Origin of the sequence: Methylobacterium sp. Leaf93 (genome assembly GCF_001422345.1) — a bacterium.
Classification (GTDB): Bacteria; Pseudomonadota; Alphaproteobacteria; order Rhizobiales; family Beijerinckiaceae; genus Methylobacterium; species Methylobacterium bullatum.
This window is the reverse complement of record NZ_LMMS01000004.1, coordinates 121,098-134,775: the sequence shown is the minus strand read 5'-3', so window position 1 is coordinate 134,775 and position 13,678 is coordinate 121,098. Positions and strand designations below refer to the sequence as shown.

9 protein-coding genes are annotated in these 13,678 nt (G+C 65.3%); 6 read left to right on the top strand and 3 right to left on the bottom strand.

From position 1 onward, the window contains the following. Window positions 1-407 precede the first annotated feature (407 nt). Both ASF26_RS05940 and ASF26_RS22550 read right to left on the bottom strand, forming a co-directional pair. Entirely contained in the window at window positions 408-1,262 is an 855-nt protein-coding gene (locus tag ASF26_RS05940) for a hypothetical protein (protein WP_056250776.1), read from the bottom strand. 136 nt (window positions 1,263-1,398) lie between these two features. After that, on the bottom strand, window positions 1,399-1,608 hold the full coding sequence (locus tag ASF26_RS22550; protein ID WP_156462883.1) for a hypothetical protein: 210 nt from the start codon (window positions 1,606-1,608) through the stop codon (window positions 1,399-1,401). A 1,149-nt stretch (window positions 1,609-2,757) separates the two neighbouring features. On the opposite strand from ASF26_RS22550, the gene ASF26_RS05930 reads away from it, so the two are divergent. From ASF26_RS05930 to ASF26_RS05910, 5 genes are all read left to right on the top strand, one after another. Further along, complete coding sequence (locus tag ASF26_RS05930; protein WP_056250768.1) at window positions 2,758-3,777, top strand: zincin-like metallopeptidase domain-containing protein; 1,020 nt, start codon at window positions 2,758-2,760, stop codon at window positions 3,775-3,777. Window positions 3,778-3,978: 201 nt separating this feature from the next. Beyond that, a complete protein-coding gene (locus ASF26_RS05925) occupies window positions 3,979-4,161 on the top strand; it encodes a DUF6538 domain-containing protein (protein ID WP_056250765.1) in 183 nt (60 codons plus the stop codon). A 479-nt stretch (window positions 4,162-4,640) separates the two neighbouring features. Next, window positions 4,641-6,794, top strand: coding sequence for a marine proteobacterial sortase target protein (locus ASF26_RS05920; protein ID WP_056250762.1), 2,154 nt, complete (start codon window positions 4,641-4,643; stop codon window positions 6,792-6,794). Further along, on the top strand, window positions 6,791-7,366 hold the full coding sequence (locus ASF26_RS05915) for a class GN sortase (protein ID WP_156462882.1): 576 nt from the start codon (window positions 6,791-6,793) through the stop codon (window positions 7,364-7,366). Before ASF26_RS05920 ends, ASF26_RS05915 begins: the two co-directional genes overlap by 4 nt. Before the next feature lie 84 nt (window positions 7,367-7,450). Continuing rightward, window positions 7,451-8,209: a helix-turn-helix transcriptional regulator gene (locus ASF26_RS05910; protein ID WP_056250758.1), complete on the top strand. Its 759-nt coding sequence runs from the start codon at window positions 7,451-7,453 to the stop codon at window positions 8,207-8,209. 314 nt (window positions 8,210-8,523) lie between these two features. Here the strand turns inward: ASF26_RS05910 and ASF26_RS05905 are convergent, their stop codons facing one another. Continuing rightward, window positions 8,524-9,525 carry a helix-turn-helix domain-containing protein gene (locus tag ASF26_RS05905; RefSeq protein WP_056250755.1) on the bottom strand — a complete coding sequence of 334 codons (1,002 nt, stop codon included), beginning with the start codon at window positions 9,523-9,525 and terminating at the stop codon, window positions 8,524-8,526. A 569-nt stretch (window positions 9,526-10,094) separates the two neighbouring features. On the opposite strand from ASF26_RS05905, the gene ASF26_RS05900 reads away from it, so the two are divergent. Then, a complete protein-coding gene (locus ASF26_RS05900) occupies window positions 10,095-13,676 on the top strand; it encodes a flagellin (RefSeq protein ID WP_056250752.1) in 3,582 nt (1,193 codons plus the stop codon). The last annotated feature ends 2 nt before the right edge of the window (window positions 13,677-13,678 follow it).

Here is a 13,678-nt window from a genome sequence, read left to right as displayed (position 1 = left end):
AGAGCCAGAACAGGTCTGCCATCATCGCCTCCATGCTGAAAACCGCGAACGTGAATCATAAAACTGCAGCGTCAGCAATATCTTGGTTCGGTTCAGACCCTAGCAATCAGCCGAGCATCTGCTTATGAGAAGCTGCTCCCCGCAGAGAGAGCGGCGTACGTCGCACGTAGCGCGACGCTGCGGCACACGCCGAGCATCGACAACCTTACCGGCCCGCGCGGGCTCCGATCACTCTGCAGCCGGCCTGGAAGGACAGCGTATCGGTGTCGCGCTTCGTCGAACACGCGAAGAAGCCCGCCGGGTATCCCCGGCGGGCTTCTAAAACTACGAGTTCATGAGGAGACGGAACGAACGCGGGCCTCCTCAAAGGCAGTGCGGTCTCCTCGATTCCCCCAGAGGTCTGCCTATCAAAGTGGATCGCACTGAAGCATCTCCGTCAGACGGTCGGCCTCACCGCGCCGGTACTCGAAATCGTCGTACCGGTGCTCGCCATCGATCAGGTAATAGTGCTCGGGGTAACCAGCCTCTCGCCTAGCCTTCTTAAGCATGTCCTGCGACAGGCGCACGCGCTGCAGGGACACGATACCCGTGTACCGGTGCTTCAAACCATAATAACTGGCGAACGTGTCTGTAGCCTCCAGGCCATTGAGATCTCGCTCGTCTTCATTTAGATACGGATCGACCCCCTTCATGCAGTAGCGAAACCAGCGCCATTGTTCTTCGATCGCACGCGCGACGGCCGTCTCGCGGTAGCGCCGGACGTGCAAGCGACGTTTGAATCCCACGCGGTCGAGCCGCTTGACGTACCGATCCAGCCAGCGCCGGTACTGCGGGTACACGTGGACCGGGACGTGAACCCCGCTATGTGAATGGAGGCCGAACGTTTCGGAGCGCTCAAACACTGTGTAAGTGTAGTTTGGTACACCGTGTCGCCGCATAAACTTGCGCTGAGCCTGCATGAAGTGACCATACGCTGCGTCAATTTCCTGGCCGTGACGGTAACCCATCCGGTCCCAAGCGACGGTCACCTTCACATTTAGTACAGCCCCCTGGTAATTGGCGAACGCCACGGCCTGATGCGCACCCCAAAACTGCATCCGCCTGATAAAACGTGACTGTGGCTGGAACTGCTCAAGGTACACGGCCATACTGCAGCCGACGGTCGCATCCCGCATAGCGCGCTGGCGCTCATCAGTATAAGGGTGCCACATCTCATCCTCCGATCTGTCGAAGAACGGAATCGCTTGGTCGAAATCTTCCATAATATAGCTCTTGTATCATAGGGGGTGAGCGAACCCGCCACGACATCCGCGTACGTCGCGGCAGGGGACGAGGCGCCAGTCCGCACCGTGTCAAGGTGCGGACCAGCCGGGGGTTACGGTCCCCGCTTCAACCCGATCACGCCTTTTTGTCTTCTTCGTCCACTAACGACGCATTATCGGCCCAAGCTTCGAAGAATGGCCGCTGGCGCTGTTGCAAGTGACGGCTTCGCTTGCGCTTCGGGTTGTTTGGGAATTGCCTTTGGTTCTTGCGGACCATCTCCTCGAGGAGGCGCGGCGCCGCGGGCACCGGTCCGTTTAAGTTTGCCTGGACAAGGGTTCCCATCATGCCGGCATCTTGAACCGACAAAATGAGACGCCGCGAGCACGTGCAAATCCCAAAAATAGAGTACTTCCGTACGATTTCGGCCCGACAATACTTATTCGTGGCAGCAGCGGCCTCACGCAGGTGGGCCGCCCGGACCAACGTGTCGAAGCTCCATAGCGGTATGCCGCAGCAGTTCGGCTCACTTCGATCTGCGATGACGGAGGCGGCGTCGTTCAAATTGACTTGGCACTCGCAGCACTCGACGACGGACGTCATCGCCGGAGTGAAGGCATTCTGAGCTTCGTATGTGATATTACACATTGGAGGACTCCCAACCGCTCTCGCCGTCGGCGGCTGGGCGCAGCTCCAGCCTCAGGCGTATCATGATCGCAACGCCAATAGGCGCTACGATCACAAGAACATGCTGAAAGCCAAGCGACCGGGCACTGTCAGGGCAGTGCCGCCCTCTTTCTCGGGTGGGGGTGGCTGCACGCACCCCGTTCAGATCGTGCCGTTATATACATTGATGTTCGGGTCGAAAAGCCCCCCAAATGCTATGCCATCTCAGAGAGTGCCCGCGAGCTTCTGACCGCGCAAAAGCAGAAGCACACGCCACGCTCCCTATGAGCCCCGAGCCTCCACCGCTAACCAGGCGGGATGGGGAACGCCGGGTCGCAAGTCGAAGGGCATCGGCAGCAAACGGTCCGCCCAATTGATGTGGATCGTAGGATGGAAGGAATGGGTTGCCCCACACTTCCAGAACGACCCTGATGCCAGCGGATCGAGCAGGTAGGGTCCGTTCGCGTTGTCCGTCCAAGGTGGCGGGAAGCGGTGCGCAAAGGCCGACAGCATAACCCCGGCCTCGCCTGTCAAAAGGTTGCACCTTCGATCCGCCGGTCGACCGACGGCGTGGCTCCGAGATCCGGACCCCTCGGTTTGATGCAAGGCTTTGCCAATGCCCGGCAAAGCCTTGCCCCTAGGCAAGCCGGCCTCCCTCAAACGTTCACCAAGATCCAGGTGAAGACAGACGAACACCTTGAAAGCTCCGAGCCGAAGCACGGACACGCGGCCCCCAGTCTAACGAACAGCCCGACACCGCCGATCGTGAAGAACCGCCGCCCCAGCGGGAAACCGGATTACCGCCCCATAGGGGCCACCGGAACCCTCCCTATGCCGAACGACCTGCACACCCGCGTCGCCGCCGCCATCTTGGAGCAGCTGGAGACAGCTGACCCCGCTTCATGGACACCACCCTGGCACGGTGCAGACCCGATGCCGCGCAATGCCAGCACGGGTCGCCGTTACCGTGGCATAAAGATCCTCGCGCTTTGGTGCGCAGCGCAGGCCAACGGATACACGGACGCGCGTTGGGCGACCTACCGTCAATGGACAGCGCTCGGAGCGCAGGTGCGCCGAGCCGAACGCAGCACGCTCGTACTGTTCTACAAAGAGCTTCCCCGCGGCACCCAGGCAGAGGCGGAGACACACGACTCAAAGAAGCCCGCCGGCGTCCCCTTCGTCGCTCGCGCCGCCCACGTGTTCAACGTTGCACAGGTCGACACCGCCCCGCCCCGAACGGACACGCCATCGAGCGGCACGACCATACTACCGCCCCCAGCCTTCGACCGCTTCGTCACCGCCACCAGCGCGACAATTCATGAGGGCGGCACGCGCGCCTGCTACGTCCCCGCCACCGACACGATCCACATGCCTGCCCGCGCCAGCTTCCACTCTACCAAGGACTACGCCGGCACGCTTGCGCACGAACTCATTCATTGGACCGGCGCACCCCACCGCCTTGCCCGCGACCTCACCGGCCGCTTCGACGCCCGCAGCTACGCAGCCGAGGAACTCGTGGCCGAGCTAGGTGCCGCCTTCATCTTGGCCGACCTCGGGATCGCCCGCGTCCCGCACCCCAACCACGCCGCCTACTACGCCTCCTGGGCGCCGCTCCTGCGCGCCAACCCCCACGCACTCGCAACCGCCGCTACCCAAGGCTCACGCGCCGCCGACTACCTCACCACCCTGCAACCAAGAACAGAGGTGTTAGCCGAACGAAGCGACGCCACCGGCGCATCCGCGGCATCAACCACCTTTTTGAACGAGTCAGCAGCATCAGCTCCAATGCGCGCGGCGAACCGAACGCGAGCTACAGTCGACCGACAGCGAGTGAGTCGGGAGGCGATATAGCGACACCGAAATCCTGGCGACCGACGAAGCGCATGCGATTGCCAGCTGCCCACTTCATTGCTACAAATCCCCAGCCGATATGCGCGACAAGCCATTGATCTTGCTTAGGTTTATCCGAGGCTGGCAACGGGAACAGGATCCTCGTCTCCCAGCCACTGTCGCACCTAMACAAGGCACCCAGCCAGGTGCCGAAGGAGCGGAGTGGCACCGATCGCGAATGTCGTCCTGCGTGGACGCACCTTTCATTTCCGCCGACGCATACCGACTGGCCTTCAGCCGAAATTGCGCCTCACCGAGATGGTGCGCAGCCTCGGGACATCGGACGCGCGCACTGCGAAGCTGCGGGCAGGCATCGAACTGACCGAGGCATTCAAGGCCCGCTAAAGGCGCAGCCGAGCCCCGCGACAAGCTTCTCAATGCGAAGCGAGTATGCCTCGCATTGTACGGCGAACAGCCCGAGCGCGGCCACGAAGGGCTATTCGGGCGAGATGTAGCCAATCCGCGCCGATGCTCGTCTCAAACGGCCAGCGCAAGCTCGTCATCTCGTCGGTCGTCGGGGATCTCACGGGCTTGGAGTTGGCTGTCGCAGCCCGAGCCTGCCTCGCAATCGCCGATGCCCCCCCTTTCGCAACACGGCCGCCTGGGACGCGGCCGTGCAGCGAGGTTCGGCTCTTTTTGAAGGCGGAGCGGAACCGCATTGTCCGCACGGGACCGGACGGACACCGGACAGATCCGCCTGCGCCGGACCCGGTCGTCCGGGTGCGGCCCGAGACTGGCCGAAGCGTCCCATGGTGAAGCTTCGATGCGCGGGTGAATCTCTGCGACGAGCCGGCCATCGAGCCGGGAGCCCGGAGATCAGACCCATGCTGCCCTCACTCGTCACCACGCGGTTCCGCCTGCCGGAAGACGCCGGAATAGCCCGGCCCGTCTCGCCGCTCTTTCTGGCGCTTCTCGCGCTGCTCATCTCGATCTGCTCGGCCAGTGCCCTGCCGGCACCGTCGAGCGGCAGCCTGGTTCTGCGCGGGCCGGATGCCGCCTCGCCGGTCGAGGCGCCGCGTCTCAGCACCGATTTCAGCGTCACCGTCAGCGGCCCGACCGCCCGCACGGTGGTGACGCAGGCCTTCCGCAATACCACCGGGTCCTGGGTGGAAGGCACCTACCTCTACCCGCTGCCGGAAGATTCGGCGGTCGATACGATGAAGCTCGTGATCGGCGACAAGGTGATCGTCGCCGAGATCCGCGAACGCGCGGCGGCCAAGCGCATCTATGAGACGGCCAAGGCGGCCGGACAGAGCGCGGCTCAGACCGAGCAGGAGCGGCCGAACGTCTTCACCAACTCCGTCGCCAATATCGGACCGGGCGAGACCGTGCTGGTGCAGATCGAGTATCAGCAGACGGTGGCCATATCCGGGGGCACCCGCTCCCTGCGCCTGCCCCTGGTGGTGGCTCCTCGCTACAACCCGGCCCCGCCCGCAGTGGATCTCGTCTCGGCGCGCGATGAGACCGGTTCCGACCCGGTGCCCGATCGCGATCGGATCACCGCGCCCGTTCTCGACCCCTCCCTGGCCGCCCCGGTCAATCCCGTCGGTATCACGGTGCGGCTCCAGGCCGGCTTTCCGCTCGGCACGCTGAGAAGCGCCACCCACCCGCTCCATGTCGACGAGACCGGCCCGGATTCCCGGCGCGTGACCCTGGCCGACGGCGTCGTCCCCGCCGACCGCGATTTCGAACTCACCTGGGACCCCATGCCGAGCATGGAGCCGCGCCTCGGATTGTTCCGAGAGACGGTGGCTGGTCGCACCTACCTCCTCGCCACCGTCACCCCGCCAGACGCGAACGCGGCGCAGCGCCAGCCCCGTGACGTGGTGTTCGTCATCGACAATTCGGGCTCGATGTCCGGCGCATCGATGCGGCAGGCGAAGGCCGGGCTGCTCGCCGGCCTCGCCCGGCTCACGCCGAGCGATCGGTTCACCGTCATCCGCTTCGACCACACCATGAGCCAGCTCTTTCCGGAGCCGGTCCCGGCGAATCCCGAGAATCTGCGGGCGGCCGAGAGCTTCGTCGCCGGACTGGAAGCGAGCGGCGGCACCGAGATGCTTGCGCCCCTCCGCGCGGCCCTCGCCGACAACCATCCGGACGATCGTAGCCGCGTCCGCCAGATCGTCTTTCTCACGGATGGCGCCATCGGCGACGAGAACCGGATCTTCGCCGCGATCCACGACGGCCTCGGCCGGAGTCGGCTGTTCATGGTCGGTATCGGCTCGGCCCCGAACGGGCACCTGATGCGTCACGCCGCCGAGATCGGCCGGGGCAGCTACACGGCGATCCACACCGTCGATCAGGTCGCCGAGCGCACCCGCAGCCTCTATGCCAAGCTGGAGAACCCCGCCGTCACCGACCTCGCCGCCACGCTCTCGAATGGCGGTGACATCACCCCGAACCCACTGCCCGACCTCTACCGTGGCGAGCCGGTGGTGCTCGCGGCCGACATCGCCGAGCCGACGGGCACCCTGACACTGACGGGCCGCATCGGCGAAGCGCCGTGGCAGACCAGCGTATCCCTGGCCGACGCGGCCGAGGGGACGGGCATCTCGAAGGTCTGGGCACGCTCCAAGATCGCCGAGGCCGAAACCGCCCGCGTCACCGGGCGCGTGATGCCGAACCAGGCCGATGCCACGATCCTGCAGCTCGCCCTGGCGCACAAGCTGATGACCCGGCTGACGAGCCTCGTCGCGGTCGACGCGACCCCGCGCCGGCCGACCGGTGCTCCCCTCGTGGCGACCGAACTGCCCCTGAACCTGCCGGCGGGCTGGGACTTCGCGAAAGTCTTCGGCGAGCGCGCCGCGCAGCCGCCGCAGGAGCGCCGCGCCGCTCTCATCCCGGCCCAGGGCACGGTTCCGGCCCGGGCGATCCCGCTGCCCCAGACCGGGGCGGGCACCCGGACGCAGATCCTCTTGGGTCTCGTCCTGCTGCTCGGCGGATTGCTCACCCTTCGCCGGGTGCGGAGCGCTTCATGAGTCGCATGACCGGGGGGAGGGTGCTCGCCACCCTCCTCATCCTCGCGGGCCTCGGCGTCCTGGTCGGAGCCGCCTGGATTCCCGCCAAGGCCACGCTCGCGCAGGTGCTCCTCGAGCGTGCCTTCGCCCTAAGCCTCGCCGAGGGCCGCCCTGTGCGGCCCTGGCCATCGGCCGATACCGAGCCGGTGGCACGACTCACGGTGGCGGGACAGAGCTTCGTCGCCCTGCGCGGCGGCAGTGGACAGGCCCTGGCCTTCGGCCCCGGCCATCTCGACGGGACGCCGGAGGCGGGCGAGCCGGGCACCGCCATCTTCGCGGCCCATCGCGATACGCAATTCGCGGTGCTCGCAGCGGTGAAGCCGGGCGATGTCGTCTCGGTGACCCGGCGGGACGGACGCACTATCCGTTTCCGGATCAGCGGCAGCCGGGTCGTGCCCTGGGACGCATCGGGGATCGATCCGACATCTCCGGGACGGAACATCGCCCTCGTGACCTGCTGGCCTCTGGATGGCCTGGTGCAGGGGCCGCTGCGCCTGGTTGTGGAGGCAGAGGCGGTGGACGACGCGGATTGAACCACTCTCTTCCTCGGCTGTGTCTTGCCAGCCTGTGCGGTTTCGTGCGGATCTCTGCGGAGACAAGCGACGAGCCGAGAGACCGTGCAAGAACCCGAGACCGAGCTGCCCGAGGGCCAGAGCCGCGCCATTGCCCAGGCCGTGCGCGAGGCGCTCGCCCGTCGCCGGATGTCTCGTCAAACGCTCGCCGATCTGGCGCGGATCAGCATTTCCACCCTGGAGAAGGCCCTGGCCGGCCGCCGGCCCTTCACGCTCGCCACCACCATTCGCCTGGAGGAAGCGCTCGGCCAGCGTCTGCGCAACGGCACCGAGCCCGTCCGCGCAGCACCGGAGACGCGGCATGCTCCTTCCGAACTCGGCTCCTATTCCCGGGAATCCGCCGCCTGGCTCGAAGGGTGCTATCTGACGCTGCGGCCATCCTTCGGCATGGCGGATGCGGTCTTCGCCTATCGCACCGAGATCGCATGGGACGCGGCGAGCGCACGCCTTGCCTTCCGCGAGGCCGAGCGAAGCGATGCGCCTTTCGCCCAGACCGGCAGCGTCGCAGTGCCGAACCAGTCGGGCATGATCTATCTCGTGACCAATTGGCAGGGGCAGTGTCGCCTTGCCGTGCTCTGCCGGCCAACCATCCATGGCGAGATGTTCGGGCTGCTCACGACGCTGCATGCGGGACGCGGCACTCAACTGACGCCCGCCGCGGCTCCGCTCGCCCTCATCCCCGAAGCTTCGGCAGGTCCTGAACCCAGCTACGGACGCGTGACGTCCGGCATGCCGGCCTATGACGATTACCGCCGCCAACTCGGACGGGTGTTCGAGGAGGGCTACGGGGTATTGTTTGGCTGAGTCACCTCAAATTGCACCGTGTCAAGTCTAGCTACACCAGAAGCAAATGGAAACGGTGAGCCGCGACCAACGCCATCGCTATCTCAGGATCTACTTGTCCTCGAAAGGGACATCATTTTGACAGCACCCGACCGATCTTCTACCGGAATGGCGGTTCGGTACCATTGACGGCGTAATCTCCGACGATGCGGTCCTTGAAGAGCCGAGGGTTGTGCGACGAGACCGTGCGGGCCTTGCGCCAATGCCGGTCCAGGCCGCCGATCCGGGCTCCGGCCGAACGGACCGGCGGCGTATCGGTCGACCCAGCACGGCACTCAGGCGCTCAGGCTCCGCATCCACCCGAGCAGCACCGGGGCGTTGTCCTGGCCACAATGCGCGACCAGCCGCTCCTCCAGCGCCTCGCTCGGAAGGAAGCCGAAACGCCTGCGAAAGGCGCGACTGAAGGTCTTCTCGTCGGAGAAGCCCGTGGCGTAGGCGACCGACGAGATGCGCGGGCGCCCGCCCGTCGCGCCAAGGAGCTTCATCGCCCGCAGCAGGCGCCGCTCGCGGATGTGGCTGGCGACCCCGCCTTCATGCTCGAAGAGCCGGTAGAGCGTGGCCCGCGAGAGACCGAACCGGGTGATCAGCGTGTCGATCCCAAGGGATTCCGAGGCCAGCTCCTCCTCGATGAACTGGCAAATGGCGATCTTGTTGAGCCGGTCGAGGGCGGGCGCCTGATTCACGTCGGGTTGGAAACAGGCGGCACAGAGATCGGCGGCCGCGCTCGACAGGTAGCGCAGCTGGTGCGCCTCGGCGGAGGTGGCGCTGGCCACGAGGCCGGACAGGTAGGTGTAGGAGAGGCGCCGCACGGGAGCCGAGCAGTAATCGAGGGGTTGCCCGTGCAAATTCTCGATGGTGGCGATCTGGTCGCCGAGGAGCTTGCGCGGCAGCATCACGGTGGTGGCCGAGACCGGCCCGGCCTCGCTGACGATCGGCTGGGTGAGGTCGAAGACCACGAGCTGCGAAGCGTTGATCTCCACCGAGCGTCGGGCGCCGCCCATCCGGCTTTTGCCGGCGGTGTAGAACTGGATCAGGATGTGGTCGACGCCCTGCCGGGCGATGGTCCGGGCCGAGCGCTTCAGACGCTGGGCCGGCGCAGTCACGGAGCCGATCAGGGCTTCCCCGAAATGATACGTGGTCAGGGCGATCGGGGAGGCCAGGTCGGCATCCGACGCGAGCTCGGCCTCGAAGATCGGCGCGAGATGACTGCACCAGGACTGAGCCAGCAGAGCTGGATCGGTGGGAGCGATGAAACGGTCGCAGAGAATGTCAGACACGGATCAGTGGCCTTCAATGCAACGCAGGCCCATGGACGACACCGAGAAGTACCGATCCCGAAATCTTCCGGAACGTCTCTCCCGACACGAAAACCTTATTGAGATCAGCATCGATCGACACGACACACACAATCGAGCATGACGATGAGGTCCTCTAGGAACGCCAAAACACTCAACTACTTAAGTGGTACTGCGCAGTTTAATTATAACACAACAGCCATTTAATAAATCCTTAATCGACAAAGACTTGGATTTCAATGCCGTTTTTCTACGGTAGTCAGTCTCATCGGCCGATGAAAATCCAGCCTGCCGCCACGCTCATCTGAATTGGACCGGCGGCCAAGGCAAGCGGCACGACCCGCCTGCAGGCTCGACTTTGAGACGAAAACGACTATGTTTGAGACAACAAGTAACTTAAAAGCACTTTGAGACAAAACATCACCTATATGAGACAAAATGCCCCTCAATACAAGCAAACTCAAGATGCGGATTAAGATGTCGATAAGCGGATCACCCCCTGTCTGGGGCGTCGCCAACAGGGCGATGTCTCGATCAACAGGATCCGCCCGATGTCCAGCGTCACCCTCACGGCCGCAACGCGCCAGAACCTGCTCTCGCTCCAGGATACGGCGAGCCTGCTCTCGACCACCCAGAGCCGGCTCTCCACCGGCAAGAAGGTGAACTCGGCGCTGGACAACCCGACGAACTTCTTCACGGCGCAGAGCCTGTCGGCGCGCTCCAGCGACATCAGCTCGCTGCTCGACGGCATCTCCAACGGCGTCCAGGCGATCCAGGCGGCGAGCCAGGGCATCACCTCGATCACCAAGCTCCTCGAGACCGCCAAGTCCACGGCCAGTCAGGCGCTGGCCGACAAGACCGGCGGTAGCAGCGGCATCACCGGCGGCGCGACGGCGCAGGCCGCCAAGGTGACGGCCACCTCGACCCTGGCCTCCCTCGGCACCACCGGCGCCACCGGCGAGACCACCTTCGACTTCTCCGGCCCGACCAAGGACGCCTCCCTCGAGATCACCCTGGGCGGCACCAAGTCGACCATCCGCATCGATTCGACCACCCTGGCCTCGTCCGGCACCGACCTCTCCAAGGTCACGTCGGACCAGCTCCTCACCGCCATCAACGGCCAGATCGCCAACAACAGCGCGCTGGCCGGCAAGGTCTCGGCCGGCACCAGCCCCGACGGCCGCATCACCTTCTCGACCACGACCACGGGCGCGGCCGCCAGCCTGAACGTGGCGGGCTCGGCCAATTCCACCATCGATATCGGCTACGGCAAATCCACCACCACGCCGACCTCCGCCACCGTCACCGCCAATGCCGCCCTGGCCGTCGCCACGGATTTCTCCACCGGCAGCGCCTCCCTGGTGGTGAGCGACGGCAACACCTCGGTCCAGGTCAAGCTCGACAAGAACTCGGCCACCGACGATCTCGGCGGCACACTGGGCACCTCGGCCTCGCGGGCCGATGTCGCCAAGGCGATCAACAAGCAGCTCAAGGATAGCGGCTCGACCGCGACGGTCGAACTGTCCAACACCAACAGCCTCGTGTTCAAGTCGGCCGATGTCGGCCCCGACGCACAGATCTCCGTGATCGGCGGCATCGACACCACCGGCGGCAACGGCGCCGCCGGCATCGGCTTCAGCACCTTCACCGCGAGCACGCCGGTCGCGAGTGCCGCCGCCACGAGTTCGACCACGCCGACGACAGGTGCGTTCACCGCACCTTCGACCGTTGCTGGTACCGCAGGGACACCCGGAACATCGACCTTCGCAGCCAACACGATCACCTTCCCGCTGACTCTTGGAAGTGGCCAGAACTCTACTTTCACAGTCGGCGGCGCGACTGTGAAGATCGATGCGACCAGTCTCGACACCGCTGGCGCGGCCATCGGCTCGAGCATCACCTCGGTTGAGCTAACCCAAGCAATCAACCGCCAGCTCGATGGAGCCGGTGTCGCCGTTACGGCAACTGCGCCGGGCGGCGTGCTAACCTTTACTAACGATGTGAACAACACGGCAGCTCCGGCCGTCGTCACCTCCGGCGCCGGTCTGACCGATCAACTTGGCATCTTTGGCACGCCCGCCAAGACGGAACTCGCCACTACCCTCGGCGACAACATCGACCTCAACGGCAAGAGCGCGACCTTCACGGTCGGCGGCGCGACCGTGACGCTCGACTCCACCAAGACCGACAATTCCGGCCAGGCCATCGGCACCAATCCGAACCAGAAGGCAGTTGTCGAGGCGATCAACAAGCAGCTGACAGGCGGCTACTCGGCCTATATCGACTCTGCCGACAAGCTGACGATCGTCGGCCCCAACTCGGCGACCGCCGCTCCGGTCATCACCGCCGCCTCCGACACGATCGGCCTCGGCTTCGGCACCGCCAACACGCTGACGGCCACCAACGCGGCGACCACGCCGTCCGCCAGCACCGCAGCGAAGGTCGTCGCTGGTGGCACGGCTGCGACCGCCAACCTGACCCTCACCACGACCGCCGACACCTTCACGGTCGGTGACGGAACCACGACCGCCAATATCTCGATCAGCTCGACGAGCCTCGACAAGAGCGGCACACCGCTCGGCACCACCAACGTCGCGCAGGCCAAGGTCGTCGAGGCGATCCAGCGTCAGCTCGACTCGGCCGGTGTCAACGTCACTGCCGCCTACAACAACAACAAGCTGGAATTCACGTCGAAGGGCGTCGGAACCAGCGGCACCGTCACCCTGACGCCTGGCACCGACACGGCCGGCCTGAGCATCGGCGCGGCGGGCGTGGCCAATCCGGCCCAGACCGCAACCGGCGTGCCGGCCGGATCGATCGACCTGTCGGGCGGCAAGTCGAGCGCCTTCGCCATCAGCGACGGCACCACCAGCAAGAACGTCTCGATCTCGTCCACCAGCCTCGACAAGGCCGGCAACGCCATCGGCAACGCGGCGACGCAGGACAAGGTCGCCGAAGCCATCCAGGTCCAGCTCGACACCGCCGGCGTCAAGGCCACCGTGTCGTTCCAGGGCGACAAGCTCCAGGTGAAATCGAACGCCGTCGGGACCGGCGCCGCCGCCCCGACCCTGACCGCGACCAGCGACACCGCCGGCCTCGGCCTCGGCACCACCACCACCGCCAGCAGCACCCCCGCCGCGGGCGGAGGCACCGCCGCCGCCGGCGTCACCGCCTCCGGCACCGAGGCGACGGACGGCTCGTCCAAGGCCTCCATCGTCGGCACCGAGCAGACCGCGACCAAGGATTTCAGCGGCACGAAGGACGCGTCCTTCACCCTGAAGCTCGGCAGCGGCCCGCTCAAGCTGATCACCTTGAACAGCGCGAACCTCAACTCCTCGGCCGCCACCAACCAGACCGCCATCGCCAAGGCCATTAACGACCAGATCAACGCCGATACCGGTCTCGCGGGTAAGGTCGAGGCGAGCTACGTCAACAACAAGCTCGTCATCGCCACGAAGTCCTCCGGCTCCGACCAGAAGCTGACCATCCAGGCAGCCCAGGTCACGACCGGCGGTTCGACGGGCGTCGATATCGGCTTCGGCATCTCCGGATCCGGCGCGACCTCGCAGACGCAGTCGGGTACGGATGTGGGCGGCAGCAAGGGCACCAGCTCGGTGCGCTCGGCTCTCGCCACGCAGTACAACCAGATCCTGCAGCAGATCACCCAGCAGGCTCAGGATTCCGGCTATAACGGCGTCAACCTGCTGTTCCGCAATGGCAACAGCGCCGCCGACAACACCCTGCACATCTCCTTCAACGAGAAGAACACCTCGGCGCTGGACATCAAGGGCGTGAAGTTCGACGCCGCCGGCCTCGGCCTCGACGCCGTCGACGGCGGGTTCCAGTCGGACACCGACATCACCGCGGCCATCGAGAAGCTGAACTCCGCCACCACCCAGCTGCGGACCCAGTCCTCGACCTTCGGTGCCAACCTCTCGGTGGTGCAGAACCGTCAGGACTTCTCGAAGAACCTGATCAACATCCTCGACACCGGCGCCGCCAACCTCGTGAACGCGGACCTCAACGAGGAAGCGGCCAACTCCCAGGCCCTGTCGACCCGCAACTCCATCGCCACCTCGGCGCTTTCGCTCGCCAACCAGGCGCAGCAGGGCATCCTCCAGCTCCTCCGCTAAGG

Excerpts from the sequence above, each read along its gene's own strand:
- ASF26_RS05940 (WP_056250776.1), bottom strand. The coding sequence starts at position 1,262 with ATGGAAGATTTCGACCAAGCGATTCCGTTCTTCGACAGATCGGAGGAT.
- ASF26_RS22550 (WP_156462883.1), bottom strand. The coding sequence starts at position 1,608 with ATGATGGGAACCCTTGTCCAGGCAAACTTAAACGGACCGGTGCCCGCG.
- ASF26_RS05930 (WP_056250768.1), top strand. The coding sequence starts at position 2,758 with ATGCCGAACGACCTGCACACCCGCGTCGCCGCCGCCATCTTGGAGCAG.
- ASF26_RS05920 (WP_056250762.1), top strand. The coding sequence starts at position 4,641 with ATGCTGCCCTCACTCGTCACCACGCGGTTCCGCCTGCCGGAAGACGCC.
- ASF26_RS05915 (WP_156462882.1), top strand. The coding sequence starts at position 6,791 with ATGAGTCGCATGACCGGGGGGAGGGTGCTCGCCACCCTCCTCATCCTC.
- ASF26_RS05900 (WP_056250752.1), top strand. The coding sequence starts at position 10,095 with ATGTCCAGCGTCACCCTCACGGCCGCAACGCGCCAGAACCTGCTCTCG.